Raw genomic sequence first — 19650 nt, forward strand, 5'->3', positions numbered from 1 at the left:
ATAGATGAGTAAAGTACTTACCATATTAGGAGCAGGCGAAAGCGGAATCGGTGCGGCTATACTAGCCAAAAAGCACGGGTATGCCGTTTTTGTGTCAGACGGTGGCAGTATAGCTGCAGACCGCAAGGCACAGCTGCATGCGTATGGTATTGCTTTTGAGGAAGGCGGGCACACCAGGGAGCGAATAGCTGAGGCGTCAGAGGTGGTGAAAAGCCCCGGTATTCCAGACAGTGCACCGCTCATTCAGGAGCTTACCGCAAAGGGAATCCCCGTGATTTCTGAGATTGAGTTTGCGTACCGGTACATTCCAGAGACAGCCAAAGTGATAGCTATTACAGGCACCAATGGGAAAACCACGACCACACTGCTCACACATCATATTTTGAAAAGTGCTGGCTATAAAGTAGCGCTTGGAGGCAATGTGGGCTATAGCCTGGCCAAACTGGTGGCCGAGGAAGTACACGACTATTATGTGGTGGAGGTGAGTAGCTTCCAGCTAGATGGGATAGTAAAGTTTAAGCCCGATGTGGCCGTGCTGCTCAACATCACTCCTGATCATCTGGATCGATACGAAAATGATTTTCAGAAGTATGTAGATGCCAAATTTAGAATTGTAGAAAACCTTAGCCACAAGGAGTCATTTGTTTACTGTGTGGACAGTGAGCCGGTTTCTGCTGAGGTGTCTAAGCGCAAAATCGATGCATGCTTGTTTGCCGTTTCGGCCACCAAAGACCCCCGATGGGAGGCCTACATGGCAGACGATCACTTGATTTTCAACTACAAATACAAGAATACAAAACACAAGATTCCGGTATCGGAGGTGGCGCTGATTGGTCAGCACAACATGATCAACACCATGTCGGCAGTGTTAGCCGCGCTAAACATGGAAGTGAGCATTCAGGATATCCTCAAAGGCGTGAAGTCATTTGTCAATGCGCCGCACAGACTAGAGCCTTGCGGAGAGGTAGAGGGTGTGAAGTTTATCAATGACTCTAAAGGCACCAACGTGGATGCGGTGTACTATGCATTGGACGGCATCAAGCAAGATCTGGTATGGATCGCCGGGGGTGTAGATAAAGGAAACGACTATTCGCAAGTAGAGATGCTTGTGAAGCAAAAGGTAAAAGCGCTGATCTGCCTGGGGGTAGATAATGCTCCGCTCAAGGAATTTTTCGAAGGAAAAGTCCCGGTGATTCACGAAACACAGCAGATGAGCGAAGCAGTGGCCCTTGGAGCTGAGTTGGCAGCAGCAGGCGATGCTGTGCTGTTGTCTCCAGCTTGTGCCAGTTTTGATTTATTCAAAAACTATGAAGACAGAGGAGACCAGTTTAGGGCTGCAGTAAAGGAAATGTTGAACGCTAAAGAAATCCTATGATGAACACGATCAAAGATTGGGCATATCGCAATTTGAAGGGAGATCCGGTGATTTGGTTCATCGTGTTTTTGCTGTCTATGCTAAGTATCCTGGTGGTGTATAGCTCCACAGGAAGTCTTGCGTACAAACGCATGGGAGGAGATACCGAGTACTATTTGTTTAAGCACTCCGCCCTGGTATTGTTGAGTTTACTAGCCATGTGGATCGCGCACAAGATCGATTATAGATACTATTCTAAGTTGTCTCTTGTGGCATTGTGGCTATCAGTGCCCTTGCTGCTGTTTACCTGGCAGTTTGGAACCAATATCAACGAAGCCTCGCGCTGGATTACCATTCCATTGATCAATCAGGCCTTTCAGCCATCGGATTTGGCCAAACTGGCCCTTGTAGTGACATTGGCCAGCATGCTTTCCAGAAGACAAAAAAGCATTGCAGACTTCAAAAAAGCCATCATTCCGATGCTCGTATGGATTGGGATCATCTGTGCACTGATCGCCATGACCAATATCTCTACGGCAGTATTGCTATTTGGTACGTGCATGCTCATGCTGTTTATCGGGCGTGTGCCTATGAAATACCTCGCCATGCTGGCACTGATCGGTGTAGTGGCAGGGAGCGCGGCGCTGGCACTAGGTCAGCGAGCGGGCACAGCTCTTAGTCGTATAGAGCACTTTATCGATAGTGATGAGGTGCCTTTTCAGGCCAAGCAGGCTTATATCGCTGTAGCTACCGGCGGGCTCACTGGCAAAGGCCCCGGGCAGAGCGATCAAAGAAATTACCTACCACACCCGTACTCGGATTTTGTGTTTGCCATCGTGCTGGAAGAGTATGGTATGTTTGGCGGACTGCTGGTACTCAGCCTGTATTTAGCACTGCTCTATCGGGGTATGAAAGCTGCAGCGCAGAGTGACCGGGCGTATGGCGGACTGCTGTCGGCAGGACTGTCCTTTGCACTGGTGATGCAGGCCATGGTCAACATGGGCGTGGCAGTAGGGCTGGGGCCCATTACCGGTTTGCCCCTACCGCTCATTAGTATGGGGGGTACTTCACAGCTATTTACTGGTCTTGCACTGGGTATTATCCTGAGTGTGAGCCGTGGTGAAATCGATGATATTGGGTCACAGGTGACCAATTCTTATAGTAAAGAACGCGTAAAAGAAGCAGCATAATCGAAACGAAACAACCATATCGACAAACACCCTTGCGCATCATGATCAGTGGTGGTGGCACTGGAGGACATATTTATCCGGCCATTTCTATTGCACAAGCTTTGCAAGAGCTACACCAGGATGTGGAAATCCTCTTTGTAGGTGCAAAAGGCAAGATGGAGATGAAGAAGGTGCCGGAAGCAGGCTTTGAGATTGTAGGGCTATGGATCAGCGGAATCCAGCGGAGCCTTTCACTGCAAAACCTGATGTTTCCGTTCAAAGTGCTGTCCAGTATCACACGTTCGTTTGGGTTGATTCGAAAGTTTAAGCCCGATGTGGTGATTGGAGTGGGAGGTTATGCCAGTGGTCCGTTGCTGTATGCGGCATCCGCCAAAAAGATACCTACGCTTATTCAGGAGCAAAACTCCTATGCCGGCCTTACCAATAAGTGGCTGGCAGGTAGCGTCAACAAGATCTGTGTAGCGCACGGAGGCATGGAAAAATACTTTCCAAAAGATAAGCTGGTGGTCACCGGAAACCCGGTGCGCAAAACCATCCTTTTGGAGGAAGGTAAAAAACACGAAGGATATGGTTTTTTTGGGCTGGACCCAAAGAAGAAAACCATCCTGATCGTAGGGGGGAGCCTGGGTGCTCGCTCCGTCAATGAGTTTATACTGTCCGGGTACCAACGCCTGGCAGATTCGCCTTATCAGGTGATCTGGCAGACAGGGGGCTATTATTTCAATGAAATGAAAGAACGCTCTGGAGACCAGGCAGAGAACATCCTGATCAAGGACTTTGTGCGCGAAATGCACTATGCCTATGCGGTGGCCGATGTAGTGATCTCGCGAGCAGGAGCGCTATCCATAGCGGAGCTGATGCTTACAGGAAAACCGAGCATACTGGTGCCTAGCCCCAATGTGGCAGAAGACCACCAGACTGTAAATGCCAGGGCACTTGTGGAGCGCGATGCAGCCATCCTGGTAAAGGATAGTGACGGACAGGAGCAATTGCTAGATGCAGCTTTTGCCTTGCTGGAAGATGAAGAAAGAAAAGCCGTACTGGCAAAGAATATAAAGAACATGTCGCGGCCTGATGCCGCCAAAGACATAGCAAATGAAGTAGTGAAACTAATCGCATGAAGCTCGAAGATATACATAGCGTTTATTTCGTCGGTATCGGTGGTATCGGTATGAGTGCTATTGCCCGGTGGTTCAACCAACGAGGCGTAGCAGTTGGTGGCTACGATCGGGTAGAGACCCCACTGACCACACGTATGTCTCTAGAAGGCATGTGGATTCACTATGTAGATGACCGCAAAGCCATCAAGCCGCAGTTTTTAAACCCTGAAAGCACATTGGTGGTGTATACTCCGGCTGTGCCTGCGAGCCACGGTGAGCTGAAGTTTTTCCAGAAGAAAGGTTTTATCGTAAAGAAACGCTCAGAAGTGCTGGGCATGATCTCACGTGGACATTACACCATAGCAGTGGGAGGTACGCATGGCAAGACCACTACTTCGTCTATGGTGGCGCACCTGCTCAATCAGTCTGCGCAGAAATGCTCGGCTTTTGTAGGGGGTATTATGGCCAACTATGATACCAACATGCTGGTGGCAGACAAAGAGGCGCCCGTAGTAGTGGAGGCGGATGAGTTTGATCGTTCGTTTCACAGGCTTTCGCCAAACTACTCGATTGTAACTTCTGTAGATCCGGATCACCTGGACATTTATGGTACGGAAGAGGAAATGAAAAAAGCCTTTGGTCATTTCCTGCAGCTTTCTGGTGAAGAGGGAAAAACGCTGATCCATTACAAAGCTGCGGAGAAGGTAAACATGCACCTGGAGCACCTGTACTACACCTATGGCATAGATGCCGGAGATGTGCAGGCCAAAGCACTACGTGCAGTAAACGGAACCTTTATTTTTAACTATAAAGGCAAAGAAGTAATCAAGGACCTGAAACTGTCGGTGCCGGGGTTTCACAACGTGGAAAATGCCGTGGCAGCCGTGACAGTAGCACTGGATATGGGTATGGATCCGGAGGTGATTAAAGAGGGCATCGCCAGCTACCGAGGGGTGAAGCGACGGTTCGAGTATGTGATCAAAGAGGATAAGTTCACCTTCATCGACGATTATGCTCATCACCCGACAGAAATTTCTGCTTTTTTACGATCTGTGAAGGCGTTGTTTCCAAAGAAGAAGTTAACCGCTGTGTTTCAGCCACATCTGTACAGCCGTACAAAAGATTTCCAAAAAGGCTTTGCAGAAAGTCTATCTCTGGCGGATGAAATTATATTATTAGACATCTATCCAGCACGTGAAGAACCAATCCCTGGTATATCTTCGCGGGTCATTTTTGATCAAATTTTTAAAGAGCCAAAAACGCTATGTGAAAAATCAGAGCTGATGGACGTGATCAAAGAGAAAGATGTAGAGCTACTCTGTACCATCGGTGCAGGCAATATCGACATGGAAGTACCAAAGTTGAAGGCACACTTTTTAAAGCATTTTGACATTGAAGCGTGAAATAAAAACCATAGTGATCCTTTCGAGCACAGTAGTCGTAATGCTGGCGATTATCGGATTTACCGGTGTGAAGAGCTCCTCACGTCCGGTCAATGATGTGTTGGTCACCATCGAAGATCAGGATGGAGATTTTTTCACCGATCAGCTGGAGGTACTCAACCTGCTCAACGACGAAAGCACGGACTATGTACTGGGGCTGGCGATAGATGATTTGGATTTGAAAGAATTGGAGAGAAGAGTGGAGCGCAATCCATTTATCAAGGATGCTCAGGTATACCGCGATATCAAGGGCAACCTGATGGTGAAGGTGCAGCAGGTACGACCGATTGCGAGAGTGTTTTCACCTTCGGGGCCTGATCAGTACATCAGTGTAGACGGGGAGTTGTTGCCTACTACCGCAAGACATACGGCACGGGTACCGATCATCGAGTTAGAGCGGTCGTTTAGCTGGGAGCAAAACATTACCGAGACGGAGTATGGGCAGGAGTTGCTCAATACCCTGAAATACATCGATGGAGATAAGTTTTGGAAAGCGCAGATTGCACATATCGTGATCGCGCGAGATGGGGAGCTGACTTTCCTACCGCAGGTGACCAAGCAGGAAGTGAAGTTTGGGATGCCAGAAAAGCTAGAAAAAAAATTCAGGAAACTGAAAGTGTTTTATAAGGAAATACTGCCCAACAAAGGGTGGAACACCTATAGCATGGTGAACTTAAAATTTGAAAATCAAATCGTCTGTGAATAAATGGTCGGACCTGAAGTCATAAGTCAAACGTACGATGCCCGCAATCTTATAGTCATGTGTGGGAATAAAGGCGACGTACAGCCAACTGACAACTCAGTGAAGATCGCAAACTGCTTAGAAAATGGAAGATAAAATCATCGTAGGTCTCGACATAGGGACCACCAAAATATGCGCCATTGTAGGGCGCAAAAACGAGTACGGAAAGCTCGAAGTTTTGGGTATGGGCAAGGCTGTGTCTGATGGAGTGATCCGTGGGATCGTTACCAACATTGACAAAACCGTAAATGCCATCGAAAAAGCTGTGGCTGAAGCCAGCGAGCAATCGGGTATCGATATTCGTGTGGTCAACGTGGGCATAGCCGGACAGCACATCAAAAGTGCCATTCACCATGGCTCTATCACCCGCGAGACGGACGATGAGATCACGGTAGAAGATGTGAACCGTCTCAACAATGATATGTACCGCATCGTGATCCCTCCGGGGAGCGAGATCATCCACGTGATGCCACAGGACTATATCATCGATTACGAAGATGGTATCAAAGATCCCGTGGGCATGTCTGGGGTGAAGATGGAAGCTGACTTCCACATCATCACAGCGCAGACCAATGCAATCAATAACATCAACAAGTGCGTGAAGCGTGCCGGTCTTGATATTGAGAATCTGATATTGGAGCCTTTGGCATCCAGTCTCGCGGTGTTGAGCGATGAAGAAAAAGAAGCTGGTGTATGCCTCGTGGACATTGGAGGTGGTACTACGGATATTGCCGTATTCTATGACAATATCATTCGACACACGGCAGTTATCCCTTTTGGTGGCAACATCATTACCTCAGACATTAAGCAGGGCTGTATGGTAATGGAACATCAGGCAGAGTTACTCAAGACGAAATTTGGTAGAGCGATCTCAGAGGAAGCTAACCCCAATGAAATCGTGTCGATCCCAGGGCTGCGCAACCGTGCACCTAAAGAGATCTCCCTCAAAAACCTCGCGCACATCATCGAGGCACGGATGGAAGAGATCATTGAAATGGTTCACACCGAGATCATCACCTCTGGCTACAACAAGAAGCTGGCGGCGGGTATTGTGGTGACAGGTGGTGGCTCACAGCTCACCAACCTGCAGCAGTTGTTTGAGTACATGACCGGGCTAGATACGCGTATTGGATATCCTAATGAGCACCTGGGCAAGAGCAAAGTGGAGACCATCAAGTCGCCAATGTATGCTACCAGTATTGGTTTGGTGTTGTCTGGTTTTCGCGCGATCGACATCAGAGAAGATCGCTACAATGAGCGCCAGACTTCAAAAGGACGCAACCAGCAGCGCAACAAACAAGGAACGAAGTTTTTCAAGAACATTCTTGAGAAAACAAAGGGATTACTCATCGACGATTTAGACGATGAAAAGGACTACTAAGTCCGCACTGAAATAGATGTTTAACTGAGGAAATTACATAAAAAACCACGTCATGGCAGATAATATGTATCAATTCGATTTACCCTCACATCACAAGTCGATCATCAAAGTGATCGGCGTAGGTGGAGGAGGTAGCAATGCAGTCAACCACATGTACAACCTTGGGATCAAGGATGTAGAGTTTGTGGTGTGCAACACAGACATTCAGGCACTGGAAAGCAGTCCGGTGCCTACCAAACTCCAGCTAGGAGTCAACCTCACCGGAGGTCTGGGTGCTGGTGCCAACCCTGAGAAGGGTAAGCATGCGGCATTAGAATCTAAAGAAGACATCAGGGAGTTGCTTTCTGAAGATACCAAGATGGTGTTTATCACCGCAGGTATGGGAGGTGGTACCGGTACAGGTGCTGCACCAGTGATCGCTCAGGTGGCGAAAGAGCTGGATATCCTTACCGTGGGTATCGTTACGGCTCCATTCGTGTTTGAGGGTCGCAAAAAGATGAAGGCAGCCAATGAAGGTATCGCTGAGCTGAAAGCCAACTGTGATACCGTGCTCGTCATTCTCAATGACAAGCTAAGAGAGATTTTTGGCAACCTGGCCATCCGAGAGGCATTTGGTCAGGCGGATAACGTGCTTACCACGGCTGCTAAAGGCATAGCGGAGATCATTACTGTGCCTGGCTATGTAAACGTCGATTTTGAAGATGTGAAAACCGTAATGAAGGATGCAGGTGCCGCTGTGATGGGATCAGCACAAACTTATGGTGAAAACAGAGCACGCCGAGCAGCAGAAGAAGCACTTAACTCGCCGCTGCTCAACAACCAAAACATTACGGGAGCGGAGAAGATCTTGCTTTCGATCATGTCTGGTGAGGATGCGGAGCTCCAAATGGACGAGCTGGCAGATATCACCGATTACATGCAGGAGTTCGCTGGCGATGAAGCTGAGGTGATCTTCGGTCACGGTGTGGATCAGGACCTTGGCGAAAACATCCGCGTGACAGTAATTGCCACTGGCTTTGATAACGACTCGGAGATCCGTCCCATCCCTGTGAAAAAAGAAAATACACCAAAGACGGAAGATACCAAAAAGGTGTACGACCTGGAATCATCACGTCAGATCAAGCTTTTTGATGTAAAGGATCAGGAAAAAAAGGATGATTTTAGACCAGAGTCTCCACAAGAAGAAGCTTCAGAGAATTCTTTCAAATATGATTTTCTGAAAAGAGAAATCCGCAAGGCTGTAGAAGAGGAGGACGAAGAAGAGGAAAAGGAAGAAGCTTTTGAATTTGACCTGGGCAGCGATTATGAGATTTTTGATGACGTAGAGGATGACAAGCCTCAGGCGACTGACGACAAGCAAGATGCTGATGATTTCTTCAAGGTAGAAAGCATGATGCAGGGATACGCTCGCTCGAAAAAGGCCGAACTGATGGAGCAGCGGAGAAAACGTGAAGAAATGCTTGAAGGATCTAAGAGAGAGGATATTTCGTCTCAGAACTTCAAAGAAAAATTTGATGTGCCTGCTTATGAGCGCAAAAAGGTGACTTTCACCAAAGTGCCTCACAGCTCAGAGCGTAACATCTCGAAGTTCAATCTAACGGACGATAATCAAATACTTGGTAACAATAAGTATTTGCACGATAACGTGGACTAATGAGGGTGCCTTGAGAGAGCGGCCTGATGGTAGCCGGAAGGTGCTCAGATCAAGGCAAAATCAATAACAGTCCTTACGATTAAGCAGTTTTCTGCACATGACGGGGGTCGCCGGATTTTTCTGGCGGCCTTATTTTTTTGGTTTTGGTGGCTGCTTTTAGGTAAAAACATTTCAATTAAGACTTCATTTTATTAAACTTGGTACTTGATTGACAGTATGTCAGTGGCAGGTGTAAAAGTCATACGAATCCTATCAAAAAAGCGTTGGTATGTTTGGATTGCGCCTGTAAATATGACTAGCTGAATATAAACACCAAACAGATGAAAAAAGCCTGGGCTAACTTTTTAAAGAATTTTCAACCGAGCTATAGTGTAGTTGTGACCATGTATCATGTGGTGCCGGGATCGCCCGTAAAAAAGCATGAGCATCGGCATTCATTTGGGAAAGGCGAGCTGGTTGCAGCCTCTACGTTTTACCAAAAAGTGATTAAAAAACATTCTGAGCTGGGATTTCCAAATACCGAAGTACAGCTCATCAAAGGCAAAAAGTCCGTGATGGAAACCAAACAATACGGACCTGTATCTATGGTGAAGTCACTAAACACGCAAAGTGCCTGATCAAGACTATAAAATCCCCCTTAAAATCAGAAGAAGCTCCCGCAAGTACATGCAGGGAGCTTTTTTTATGCGCTGCTTCGCATGGTGTCTTTGAGTTGTTCAAACTACGATGGCTAATGATTCATTTTCACACTTTTAGTGATTGTAGTAACTTCGAATTTACAACCAAAATGAATAGATCATGGTCAGAATATTTCATAATCCGAGATGCCGAAAAAGTAGGGAAACGCTGAATTTGCTAGAGGAAAAAGGGGAAATGATCACTATCATAGAGTACCTCAAAACCCCGCCAGCGAAAAAGGAGTTACAGGAAATCGTAGAGATGCTGGGAATCAAGCCTGAGCAGTTGGTGCGCAAAGGAGAGCCAATCTACAAAGAACAATTTAAAGGCAAAACGCTCAGCGATGAAGAATGGATTGAAGCTCTGGTGGAGAACCCAAAGCTGATAGAGCGGCCAATAGTGATCAAAGACGGGAAGGCCGAAATAGGCCGGCCTCCCGAAAAGGTATTGGATATTCTTTAGTGTTTGCCATCAATAGCCAAATGCTTCTTATTCTTTTTGATTTCAGGCAGTATATTGGTTTTTAGCTGCTGCATGGTCATAAACGAAAAGATAAATCCGGAGGCTGCAGCCTCAATAAAGATGCCCAGCGCCACGCCCCATTCATTGATATAGATGCCATGGGGTTCGTTGGCTTTTACCGCTGCTGTAAAATCAGGGTTGGCCATCATAAAAAATGTCACAAATGCCGAAAACGAAAGGGCTACGACCAGGGTGGTAATAAGCCCAACACCCAGTCCTTGCAGGAATTCAAACTGCTCTTGCTTTTGCTGTTTATAACGATAAATAGCCAGGTATACACCAACGAACATGATGATGCCATTAAATGCCCGAAGGCCATAATTGTGGATCAAACCGAATGCTTTCATTATAAAAAAGAAAGCGACAAGAGCTACGGTTATTGATAAGCCATAGCGTAAACCTCTAGATTCAATAGTCTTCATGATTGTTTCCTTTTGGTGTAACTACTATATTAAGGGTTAGAATGGCTGCATTGTTCCCATTTTTTGGGATTCCTGGTGATTTCAGAGCCGGTGAGAGCAAGACACACTAGCGGGAGTGGGTGAAAGTTGAGGATGATTAATGAATCAAAACCTATGAGCATAAAAAAAATGAATGCCTTGCTTTGTCAATCGGTGGATACACGCCAGCTGGCGCTCTCCGAAGTAGATGTACCAACTCCCGGGCCAGATGAAGTATTAATCCGTGTGAAATTTTGTGGCGTAAATTTTCCCGATACACTAATAACCAGGGGCAAATATCAGTTTCAGCCAGAGCTTCCGTTTGCTCCCGGACAGGAGGTCTATGGAGAGGTAATCTCTACCGGCGCACAAGTGGATCACGTGCATCCAGAGGAGATGGTATTGGCATCTATGACCTGGGGGGGATTTGCGGAGTTTGCGATTGCTAAAGGTGTCAACACTTACAGGATGCCTCCGGGTGCACGGCCCGAATCGGCGGCTGCACTGCTGGAAACCTATGCCACAGCATATCATGCACTTCAAGACCGGGCGGAGATAAAGCCTGGTGAAACACTCGTGGTGTTGGGGGCTTCTGGTGGTACCGGCACGGCTGCTGTCCAGCTCGGAAGGGTGCTTGGCTGCAAAGTAATAGCAGTAGCTTCCACTGAGGCTAAGCGGCAGTTTGCACTAGAAAACGGTGCTGATGATGCCCTGGGGTATGATAATTTAAAAGCACAACTCAAAGCGATGGGAGGGTGTGATGTGATCTTTGACCCGATAGGAGGGGTGAGCTCGGAACAGGCCTTTAGAGCAATTAAGCCCGGCGGTAGGCATTTGATCATTGGATTTGCATCGGGTAATGTGCCGGCCATTCCATGGAACTTACCCCTGCTGAAAAGTGCCTCGATCGTTGGAGTATTTTGGGGAAGTTTTTGGCGCAATCAGCCCGATGACAACCGGCGTAACGTGCTTCAGTTGCTCAACTGGCTGGAAGCGGGCAGGATAGATGTAAAAGTCTCACATGTCATGCCTCTTAAAGATGGAGAGAAAGCACTAGAAGCTATTGAAAAAAGAGAGGTTCAGGGGAAATTGGTACTGAGTGTTTAGAAGCGCTGATTCATTCGGATAGCCACATAGTCGTGAGGGAGTGCTTCGGGGTTTTCGCGAGTGCGCCAGTATGCTGTAAATGCCAGGTCAAACCGGGGCCAGCTCATCATTAGACCAGCTTTATGCTGCCATACCCAATCGATTGCTTCAGTGGCATATTCTGATTTTTTGCCAATGAGGTTGCCCTCCAGTGTCGCATTGTAAAGCACATATTCCAGTCCTGGAGCATAAAAAAAGTAAATCTCTGTCAGCGAAGGCTCTATTCGTTTTTCTTTTTGGTTGCCAATAGAGGCGCTGACATATGCGGACTGGCTCAATGGCTTTAGTTCTCCGAAACGAACCACCAGCTCTTGCCGTGCCAGATTATAGATAGAGCCTGCACTTACGGTAGATTCGGACACTAATTCAAAGTTTCGGGTAGAAATCAGGGCTTTGGCGTATTTGAGGTGAAGGTTCACAATTGGAGAGTTGTTGATTTGGTATTTCCACCCTTTTGGCTCAGGCATGCCAAACCATCGATGCCAGGTTTTTTGCGTCTGTCCAACAAGCGATCCAGGCCCCATCCAGCCAATCTCCAGATGGGCTTTTAGGTAATGATTTCCAGGAAAATAATACTCGTTACCTAGCGTTGCAGAGAGGGTGCCTGCGTATGGTCTGTCCAGCAGAGAAGGACTGTCCCACCCAATCCAGGAAGGGGTATAAATGCGGTGATTGAGTTGATAGGTTCGTACTCGCTTTACAGCCCTGGTGCTATCCATCAGAAACCTGGCGGCTGCATAAATGCCGCTGGAGTAATATTGGTCTTGCGACAAGTCCAATGTGAAAGCATCATTGTCCACCACTAGCTGAAAATCCATTTTTAGCGGGTCACTTTGAGCTTTGCCAGTAAGGCACAGAAGTAGTAAGACGCACGTGACAATCGTTTTATGCATAGGGCAAAGATATCTCATTTATCCAAGCACTGGGATCTATTGGATGATTGGCCCAAACTGGTGGCTGAATGCGGTATTTTAAGGGATGCGGATGATTATGCCTATGAGCATCGCGTCCACCTTGTGCCGCCAACAAAAATTGCGTCGAAGCGAGTATACCCGTCTGGCTAGTTAGCAGTTTCTTACGTAATCTTGCAAAGACGACTTTAGGTATAGTACCACTCAGATATGGAGACAAAAGATCAATGCCCATTAGACTTTTTAAAAAACCAGCTGTACGCACGTCAGGAACAAGGGAATCTGCGCAGCTTACGCTCTGGAGCAGGTTTAGTGGATTTTGTATCCAACGACTACTTGTCGCTATCCCAAAATGGTGAATTGCGGGAGCGAATCGCTGCAGAGGCAGCATCTATGCGCCTGGCTAACGGTGGCACAGGCAGCAGGTTATTGTCGGGAAACTATCCCTTATTCGAAGAAGTAGAGGATGAGTTAAAGTCAGTTTTTGAAGCTGAGGCGGCATTGCTTTTCAATTCGGGGTATGCTGCGAATCAGGCGTTGGTTTCGGCTGTAGCCGGAAAAGGAGATACCATCCTCTATGACCAGCTTGCCCATGTGTGCCTCAAAGAAGGTGCCTGGCTCAGCAGAGCTGCCACGGTGGCCTTTCGACACAATGACCTGGAGGACCTGGAAGCACGTCTCCAACGGGCCTCCGGTAGGTGTTTTGTGCTTACAGAGACCGTATTTTCCATGGATGGTGATGTGGCACCCTTGCTAGCGATCATTGAGCTTTGTGAACAGTATGGTGCCTATCTGATCGTAGATGAAGCGCACAGTACAGGTTGCTATGGGGCAGCAGGTGCTGGCATGCTGGTGGCTGAAGGACTGGCAGATCGGGTGTTCGCTCGTGTCTACACCTTTGGTAAAGGTATGGGCGTACATGGAGCTTGTGTGGCAGGGAGTCAGGTGCTCAAAGACTACCTCGTCAATTTTGGCAGGCTTTTCATTTATACCACCTCACTGCCACCGCATAGCGTACTGAGCATCCGGGAGGCCTTTCGGTTTTTACGAGCCAATGAAAATTTGCAGCAAGAGCTCAATGACCGCATTGCTGCTTTCCAGAAGCTGTGGCCGGCCTTCATAAGTGATACGGCTATACAGCCAATCATCATCGGTAGCAATGAACGTGCTCGATCCATTTCTTCGCAGCTCCAGGAGGCAGGCTTTGATGTGCGACCGGTGCTTTCCCCCACAGTACAGCGTGGCACCGAACGCCTAAGAATAAGCCTCCACACTCACAATACAAAACAGGAGCTGGAGGCTTTGACGTCTTTGCTTTTAAAGTTGGTGGGTTAGGGTATTTCCACGGTTGTACTCATGATTTCATGGTCATTCGCTTCGTCATGTAAAAGGATTCTCAGGGTTAAGCTTTTGGAATTATCCGACGAAATTAAAAGTTCTCCAGTGGTGAATGAGTCTGGGGGTAGGAACGGAAAAGCCTCGTCATTGATGAGAGAAAAGCCATCTAGGCTCCTGGTAGAAGAGATTCTAAGGGTTGGGGTGTTTTCCGTATCGAATCTTATCGCAGCATGTGGTTCATTATTGCTGGTTTCTTTTCTCCGTGCTCCTTGTACAATGATCTTGTCTGGAAATACATTATAATCTGTATAGTTAGATACTTTGAATCTTAAAAGTGAAAGTGTTGGCGGATTTAGCAAAAGACCACTTTCTACTTTGGAGTGAACTCCTAGAATGTCCACCACCAGTCGGTTATCTCCGTCTGCTTTTTGTAGCGGGTATGTGTTGTTAAACACTTCGGAGGAGGGTATCGGTTTACGTTCACTAATCGTCGGGCTGATTGATGCGATGGTAAAGTAGAGGACCAGTCCTGCCGTAAAGCAGCCTATTGCGAGTAAAATGATAGTTTTACTTATAGATGAAACCGAGCGAGAACGAAGTTTCGTGTGGGGTTCAGGGGTTTCTACCTTCAAATCCATGAATTTTTCCACAGTACTTTTTCTCACATCTAGTAACACCATGCATGCTTTTAAAGTGACAGTACTCGGAATGGATTTCTCTTTACTGAAAATGTTACTCAATGCCCTGTACTTATCCAGGTCGTTGATCAATTCTTTGTCCGGGCAATTGCCTGAGTATATTATTTCTAAGCCTTTTTCAGATTTTTGGAATCCTTTGAGGTCAGTTGAATAGGCACCACAGAAATATCGATAGATGATTCCTGCTTGGAGTTGTGTCTTTTTTTCAGAAAGTCTAAGAATTATGGTTCGATTTACGATTCGCTTTAATGCTGCTGGTGTCAGACGAGGTGAATTCTTGACTAAGGTTATTTCTTGCCTAAGAACAGGGTGTGATATATTTTCTGCAACTACCGCAAGTACATAATTACGCAGTGCATTAGCAACTTGCTGTGGCGTATGATGTGTGATGAAATCATCTATTTCTAAATCAAATTGATCTAGTTTCTTTTTAAAATGCTCAAGTTTCATTTCACCACAATGTGATAGGCCCTATCAGACCTGATTTCAAATTTTTCATTGGAGGTTAGGTTTATAGCCTCCACACAAATTACAAATTGTAATAGTTTAGTTCCCTTTCCTTTCGCTAACTCCCTTGCATCTATAGACAATTGTAGTCTTTGATCTCCTGATTGCTCTAGTACCAAATTTTCAGGCACTAGCGTGGTAGGCATTGATAGCGATTGTAGACGAATATCCACCGCACCAAAGTAGTGCTGGCTGGCCATTAGTCCTGTCCATGATCCCCTGTTTGTGATGAGGTGTTCAATGTTTGTTGAGTTTTTAGGAATAACCTTAATGTTATCGATTAGTAGCTCGGAACCGCTTTGGTTGTCAAGATCAATTCCTATCTCCAGATAATTTTCTGCGAGAGTAGGAGGTTGCTGATATCCTTCACTTTTAGATATAAGCGTCTTATTAAACCCTCCTAAGGGACTGTTGATATCTTCGCCATCCTCGGTATTCAAGGGAAGATCACGCGCATCAATTTTAACATAAGAGTCGTTCCAAAGTGATTTTGTTCTGTATGCTACTCCTGACTGGGCATGAATAGGCCCAAGATTCCATGCAATAGATAAAAAAAGTGTGAAGATTCTTAAGTACATGATTTTAAAGGTACCCCTTAGAGTGGGAGTCAGTTTTTGTGCCTAACTATTTATAAGTCAATTTAATTATCCTTTCGGAATTTCATAGGAATCCCAGGAATTTCCATTGGAATCGCTGGAATCACAAGTAATTCACATCACCGCCAGACCCCAGATCGTGAATATTGGTGATGTGCATCGGCAACCGTCGGGCTCATCTGCAGCAGCTCGGGAAGTGAGGGACTGAGCCATATCGATTCTGTAAATACCCTTTTTTAGTCTTGCAAGACGCCTTTTTCTAAATATCAATGAAATGAAAAATGCGTTAATGTTACTTGTTGTTTTGATGTCTTGTATGGTTTTTTCTTGCGATTACGGTTTGGAAGAACCAACCATCCAGCCCACCCAAACTGGCAACTCTGGAGAGCCGGTAGATCCAGATTGTAAAGGTGACTGTGACGATTAAGACTAGGTTTATGAGCGAGAGCTTGTCATTTTTGACAAGCTCTTGTTATTATTGAATCATATGTATCGCCAAGTGATTCTTTCTGTGATAGTAATGTTAGCTACGGCTTGTCAAGAAGCCACTAACATCAAACGGGTGAATCCTCACTTGACTCAATCGATATCCTTGCTAAAACGTGGAGATTCATTTTACTACAGAAGAAATTACGATAGTGCGATCATCTTTTACCGGCAGGCGATTCATCAGATGGTTCCCTCTGATAGTATCAATATGTATTCCAATTTGATCAATGATATTGGGTTGTGTTATAAAAAAATGGGCCAGTATGACAGTGCCCTTCATTACTACAGGAGATCTGAACAAGTGGATCTGGAGCGGAGTGATACACTTTCTCTTGCAGGTAGATGGCGAAATATTGGTAATGTGTATGAATCATTAGGCTGGCATACTGAGGCGATCGCATTGTATCTCATGGCATCCGACTTGCTTAGGCCACATTATTCATATAAAGTAGGACCTATTCATATTGCCATTGGTAATATCTATTTTGATCAGGGCGAATATAGACAGGCCATCACCGAGTATCGAAAGGCTTTGATGTTAGCTGGAGGCACCTCATCACGACGCAAAGCGCAAGTATACAACAATATGGGGCTGTCCTTTCTACAGGAAGGAATGTTGGATTCGTCTCGTTTTTATTTAGATCAATCACTTAGACACTCCTTACTATCTGATTCTTCATCCCTGGGTTACACACTTAACAGTATTGGTGAACTCCACCTCAAGCAGCGAAACCTTGATTCCGCTGCTCATTATTTTTCACTATCTCAAGACGTAAGCACTCGGCAAGGGAACGGGGCTTTGCAGGCACGTACCTTTTGCTATCAGGCTCAGCTCGCCTTACAAAGCGGGGATACACGGTTAGCCCGAGATAAGGTGTTCGAAGCGCTAGCCTATGCGGAACGTCAGCAGGCAGGTGAGCTGTTGCTGGATTGCTATGAAGTTTTATCTGATATTTATTTCCGATTGGCTGATTATCAGCGAGCTTTTGGTTTTTTAAAACACTGGTCTCAGCTAAATGACTCCCTATTTCATAATGGAAAGCTAGCTACTGAACGTGTGGTAAAAGAACATGAACTTGATCAGAAAGAAACTGAAGCAAATCGTGCTCGAGAGCGCGCAAAGGATGCTGTGGCTTCTGCTAAGAGAAATTCCTTTTTGGTGGGGGTGATGATCATAGTGTTCATCGTCTTTCTTATGCTTTTTGCGGTGATTTACCGTCAGCGCCAGCGACTAAGAAGAGTAAACCAGGATTTGGTGATTAGTAACGAACAGATAGACGCTCTCAATCGTCAAAATTTTCACTTCACGGTCAATTCACTAGCTGGAATTATAGGAATACTGAACTCACAACTTCCGCATTTTAAAGATGAAGAAATCTATGATGTTTTATTGGCTGAAAAGTTGAGAATAGAGAGTATTTCCATACTTTATACCAAACTTTTCGGAAGTGATGACGGGGAACACGTGAAGGCAGCACCATTTTTAGTAGAGGTAGTTGAAAATACCCTTGACGCTTATGGTTTAGGCTCTAACAAGCGTTTGATAAGCATTCCGAATATATCGTGGGACAATAATCAGGCATTTGCCATTGGGTTGATCGTAAATGAAGTTTCTCTTAATGCAGCCAAATATGGGCTTTCCAATGAGTCTAAATTCTTACTTCAAGTAACATTGGACCGTGGTAAACAGGCTCTTGTGATGCAAGATGATGGGCCTGGATTACCGGATTCGGTAGATTGGTATGAAACTGATAGCTTTGGTATAAGACTTATTCGAATCTTGTGTAAGCAGTTAAAAGCCGATGTGCAAGTGATTAGTGAAGGTGGATTGCGCTATGAAATAACCTTTTGATAAACTAACAATGGAAGTGCCTAAAATTGTAGTAGTAGAGGATCAGTTGGTACTGGGGTATGATATCATTGATCGTCTAAAAATGTTTGGCTATAGCGATATCCTGGGGCCATTTACCTCTGGAGAGGAGGCCTGGGGAGAGGTTAAAGGTGACTTACCTGACATAGCTGTAATGGATATTAATCTGGCTGGTAAGCTGACCGGTATAGATTTAGCTGCAAGGTTACAAGCACATGGTGAAGTCAAAGTGATTTACCTCACAAGTCGGGAAGATGATCAGACTTTACACGAAATCACCAAAACTAAACCCATTGCATTTCTGAATAAGCCATTTACAAATAATGAACTAAAGATGGCCATATTCAATGCAGTCAATAGTGGATCAATGGGGAGTTATGGTCCATCTACTGAGACATTGAATGATCGAATTTTTGTGAAAAATGGAAGAGGTCGATATTCCATACAACTCGATGATATCTTATGGATTAAATCCAATGGAGGAGATACGGCGGTAATTATGACCAAAGACCGACTGAATGCAGACCCCAGGCTCTTGCCCACTATAGCGCTAAATTTGTCAAAAATAGAGGAACGCCTGTCTTTTTATCCAAACTTATGTAGGGCGTCACGTTACTATATCATCAATACTATGCACGTAGAACGTGTTTTGGATCTTCAGGATGTTTCTGGCGGATCTTTTAAAAAGGCTGTACTCATTGCCGATGAAGAAATTACTCTTGGATCAAGGTACCGCAAGTCTATTACCGATAAATTTCATCAAATATAGTGTAAAACGGTATTTTTAGACGTCAAATTTGGTCGTTTTTAGCGTTGTTTGTGTAGGTTAAACGGAAAAAATAATCACTTCTGTGAGGTCATTGGTCAATCAGTGAATTTTACAATTGAAATAACAATTCACTGCTATGACTAAATCATTCAGACATCTGATTCTAATTTCTTTTGCTGTATTTACAATTGGTTGCACGAATGCCTTCGGCCAAAAGGAGAAAAAGCTAGAAGACAGTGGGAATAAACCTCACTGGGTAAACTGGTCTCGAGGAAAAGACTTTAAGAGACTGGGAAAGGGCAGAGCTAATAAGATTAAGATGGACAAAAAGGATGATGTTTACCTTTTTGTAGCAACTGCTCGGGAGGTAGCTAATAATGGCTCTACCGATTTATTTTCTTTGGATGATACTCGTAGAGTAGCTGCTCTAAATGCTTCTTTTGAGTTTGCTAGTATACTGAAGCAGGAGATTGACGCATCGGTGAAAAACGACGTGACGATCTCAGAAGAGGCGCGTGATAGGTTGTTTACACGCACTGAGAAGATGAAAACTGCTGCTAATTTCACCGGTTTTACACGTGTGGCCAGTTATTGGCAGAAAGTCCTGGAAAAAGAAACCAATAAAGTGTACTGGCAAGTCTACTTTCTCTACTCCATCAATGCCAAGACGGTCAAAGAGAACCTATCCAAAGCGATGGAGCAACTTTCCATATCAGATAAGACTAGTGCAGTAATGGCCGCCATCGAAACAGCCGCTGAAGAAGCGGATGATGGCGATCTGGGCGATTTCTAAATTTTTCTTTTAATCAATCACCACCTTATT

The 19650-nt window shown here is 45.6% G+C and carries 18 protein-coding genes; 14 read left to right on the forward strand and 4 right to left on the reverse strand.

The window, feature by feature from the left end; all coding sequences use genetic code 11:
* Positions 1 to 4: 4 nt before the first annotated feature.
* The 9 genes from murD (at position 5) to arsC (ending at position 10003) form a co-directional block, all read left to right on the forward strand.
* The gene (murD, locus tag C7460_RS21525; RefSeq protein WP_115870213.1) at positions 5 to 1375 is read left to right on the forward strand and encodes a UDP-N-acetylmuramoyl-L-alanine--D-glutamate ligase; all 1371 of its coding nucleotides are present in this window, start codon (positions 5 to 7) and stop codon (positions 1373 to 1375) included.
* On the forward strand, positions 1375 to 2544 hold the full coding sequence (locus C7460_RS21530) for an FtsW/RodA/SpoVE family cell cycle protein (protein WP_115870214.1): 1170 nt from the start codon (positions 1375 to 1377) through the stop codon (positions 2542 to 2544). Before murD ends, C7460_RS21530 begins: the two co-directional genes overlap by 1 nt.
* Positions 2545 to 2576: 32 nt before the next feature.
* Positions 2577 to 3665 carry an undecaprenyldiphospho-muramoylpentapeptide beta-N-acetylglucosaminyltransferase gene (gene murG, locus C7460_RS21535; RefSeq protein ID WP_262511862.1) on the forward strand — a complete coding sequence of 363 codons (1089 nt, stop codon included), beginning with the start codon at positions 2577 to 2579 and terminating at the stop codon, positions 3663 to 3665.
* Positions 3662 to 5047 carry a UDP-N-acetylmuramate--L-alanine ligase gene (murC, locus tag C7460_RS21540; RefSeq protein WP_115870216.1) on the forward strand — a complete coding sequence of 462 codons (1386 nt, stop codon included), beginning with the start codon at positions 3662 to 3664 and terminating at the stop codon, positions 5045 to 5047. Before murG ends, murC begins: the two co-directional genes overlap by 4 nt.
* Complete coding sequence (locus C7460_RS21545) at positions 5037 to 5792, forward strand: cell division protein FtsQ/DivIB (RefSeq protein WP_115870217.1); 756 nt, start codon at positions 5037 to 5039, stop codon at positions 5790 to 5792. Before murC ends, C7460_RS21545 begins: the two co-directional genes overlap by 11 nt.
* Before the next feature lie 121 nt (positions 5793 to 5913).
* Complete coding sequence (gene ftsA / locus C7460_RS21550) at positions 5914 to 7209, forward strand: cell division protein FtsA (RefSeq protein WP_115870218.1); 1296 nt, start codon at positions 5914 to 5916, stop codon at positions 7207 to 7209.
* Positions 7210 to 7261: 52 nt separating this feature from the next.
* Positions 7262 to 8863 carry a cell division protein FtsZ gene (gene ftsZ / locus C7460_RS21555; protein ID WP_115870219.1) on the forward strand — a complete coding sequence of 534 codons (1602 nt, stop codon included), beginning with the start codon at positions 7262 to 7264 and terminating at the stop codon, positions 8861 to 8863.
* Between the two features lie 320 nt (positions 8864 to 9183).
* Entirely contained in the window at positions 9184 to 9480 is a 297-nt protein-coding gene (locus C7460_RS21560; protein ID WP_147303044.1) for a hypothetical protein, read from the forward strand.
* A gap of 181 nt (positions 9481 to 9661) precedes the next feature.
* Positions 9662 to 10003: an arsenate reductase (glutaredoxin) gene (gene arsC, locus C7460_RS21565; RefSeq protein ID WP_115870221.1), complete on the forward strand. Its 342-nt coding sequence runs from the start codon at positions 9662 to 9664 to the stop codon at positions 10001 to 10003.
* Here arsC and C7460_RS21570 read toward each other — a convergent pair.
* A complete protein-coding gene (locus tag C7460_RS21570) occupies positions 10000 to 10485 on the reverse strand; it encodes a DUF4199 domain-containing protein (protein ID WP_115870222.1) in 486 nt (161 codons plus the stop codon). The genes arsC and C7460_RS21570 overlap by 4 nt on opposite strands.
* 153 nt (positions 10486 to 10638) lie before the next feature.
* Between C7460_RS21570 and C7460_RS21575 the strand changes: the two genes are divergently transcribed.
* Complete coding sequence (locus C7460_RS21575; RefSeq protein WP_170148131.1) at positions 10639 to 11610, forward strand: NADPH:quinone oxidoreductase family protein; 972 nt, start codon at positions 10639 to 10641, stop codon at positions 11608 to 11610.
* On the opposite strand, the gene C7460_RS21580 is transcribed toward C7460_RS21575, so the two are convergent.
* On the reverse strand, positions 11607 to 12542 hold the full coding sequence (locus C7460_RS21580) for a lipid A deacylase LpxR family protein (protein WP_170148132.1): 936 nt from the start codon (positions 12540 to 12542) through the stop codon (positions 11607 to 11609). The genes C7460_RS21575 and C7460_RS21580 overlap by 4 nt on opposite strands.
* A gap of 228 nt (positions 12543 to 12770) precedes the next feature.
* Here C7460_RS21580 and C7460_RS21585 point away from each other — a divergent pair, with 228 nt between their 5' ends.
* The gene (locus tag C7460_RS21585) at positions 12771 to 13895 is read left to right on the forward strand and encodes an aminotransferase class I/II-fold pyridoxal phosphate-dependent enzyme (RefSeq protein WP_115870225.1); all 1125 of its coding nucleotides are present in this window, start codon (positions 12771 to 12773) and stop codon (positions 13893 to 13895) included.
* Here C7460_RS21585 and C7460_RS21590 read toward each other — a convergent pair.
* Positions 13892 to 15046 (reverse strand): hypothetical protein, encoded by a 1155-nt coding sequence (locus C7460_RS21590; RefSeq protein ID WP_115870226.1) that lies wholly within the window; start codon positions 15044 to 15046, stop codon positions 13892 to 13894. The two genes, C7460_RS21585 and C7460_RS21590, sit on opposite strands and share 4 nt — an antisense overlap.
* Positions 15043 to 15681, reverse strand: a complete 639-nt coding sequence (locus C7460_RS21595; protein WP_115870227.1) for a hypothetical protein — start codon at positions 15679 to 15681, stop codon at positions 15043 to 15045. The genes C7460_RS21590 and C7460_RS21595 overlap by 4 nt, the downstream gene beginning before the upstream one ends.
* Before the next feature lie 487 nt (positions 15682 to 16168).
* Here C7460_RS21595 and C7460_RS21600 point away from each other — a divergent pair, with 487 nt between their 5' ends.
* The 3 genes from C7460_RS21600 (at position 16169) to C7460_RS21610 (ending at position 19620) form a co-directional block, all read left to right on the forward strand.
* On the forward strand, positions 16169 to 18040 hold the full coding sequence (locus C7460_RS21600; RefSeq protein ID WP_147303045.1) for a tetratricopeptide repeat-containing sensor histidine kinase: 1872 nt from the start codon (positions 16169 to 16171) through the stop codon (positions 18038 to 18040).
* 10 nt (positions 18041 to 18050) lie between these two features.
* On the forward strand, positions 18051 to 18827 hold the full coding sequence (locus C7460_RS21605) for a response regulator transcription factor (RefSeq protein ID WP_115870229.1): 777 nt from the start codon (positions 18051 to 18053) through the stop codon (positions 18825 to 18827).
* 136 nt (positions 18828 to 18963) lie between these two features.
* The gene (locus C7460_RS21610) at positions 18964 to 19620 is read left to right on the forward strand and encodes a hypothetical protein (RefSeq protein WP_115870230.1); all 657 of its coding nucleotides are present in this window, start codon (positions 18964 to 18966) and stop codon (positions 19618 to 19620) included.
* Positions 19621 to 19650 lie beyond the last annotated feature (30 nt).

The sequence above is a fragment of the Marinoscillum furvescens DSM 4134 genome (assembly GCF_003386095.1).
GTDB classification, from domain to species: Bacteria; Bacteroidota; Bacteroidia; order Cytophagales; family Cyclobacteriaceae; genus Marinoscillum; species Marinoscillum furvescens.

Bases quoted from the DNA above. Each gene is read 5' to 3' on its own strand.
- murD (WP_115870213.1), top strand. From the start codon at position 5: ATGAGTAAAGTACTTACCATATTAGGAGCAGGCGAAAGCGGAATCGGT.
- C7460_RS21530 (WP_115870214.1), top strand. From the start codon at position 1,375: ATGAACACGATCAAAGATTGGGCATATCGCAATTTGAAGGGAGATCCG.
- murC (WP_115870216.1), top strand. From the start codon at position 3,662: ATGAAGCTCGAAGATATACATAGCGTTTATTTCGTCGGTATCGGTGGT.
- ftsA (WP_115870218.1), top strand. From the start codon at position 5,914: ATGGAAGATAAAATCATCGTAGGTCTCGACATAGGGACCACCAAAATA.
- ftsZ (WP_115870219.1), top strand. From the start codon at position 7,262: ATGGCAGATAATATGTATCAATTCGATTTACCCTCACATCACAAGTCG.
- C7460_RS21560 (WP_147303044.1), top strand. From the start codon at position 9,184: ATGAAAAAAGCCTGGGCTAACTTTTTAAAGAATTTTCAACCGAGCTAT.
- arsC (WP_115870221.1), top strand. From the start codon at position 9,662: ATGGTCAGAATATTTCATAATCCGAGATGCCGAAAAAGTAGGGAAACG.
- C7460_RS21570 (WP_115870222.1), bottom strand. From the start codon at position 10,485: ATGAAGACTATTGAATCTAGAGGTTTACGCTATGGCTTATCAATAACC.
- C7460_RS21575 (WP_170148131.1), top strand. From the start codon at position 10,639: ATGAGCATAAAAAAAATGAATGCCTTGCTTTGTCAATCGGTGGATACA.
- C7460_RS21580 (WP_170148132.1), bottom strand. From the start codon at position 12,542: ATGCATAAAACGATTGTCACGTGCGTCTTACTACTTCTGTGCCTTACT.
- C7460_RS21585 (WP_115870225.1), top strand. From the start codon at position 12,771: ATGGAGACAAAAGATCAATGCCCATTAGACTTTTTAAAAAACCAGCTG.
- C7460_RS21590 (WP_115870226.1), bottom strand. From the start codon at position 15,046: ATGAAACTTGAGCATTTTAAAAAGAAACTAGATCAATTTGATTTAGAA.
- C7460_RS21595 (WP_115870227.1), bottom strand. From the start codon at position 15,681: ATGTACTTAAGAATCTTCACACTTTTTTTATCTATTGCATGGAATCTT.
- C7460_RS21605 (WP_115870229.1), top strand. From the start codon at position 18,051: ATGGAAGTGCCTAAAATTGTAGTAGTAGAGGATCAGTTGGTACTGGGG.
- C7460_RS21610 (WP_115870230.1), top strand. From the start codon at position 18,964: ATGACTAAATCATTCAGACATCTGATTCTAATTTCTTTTGCTGTATTT.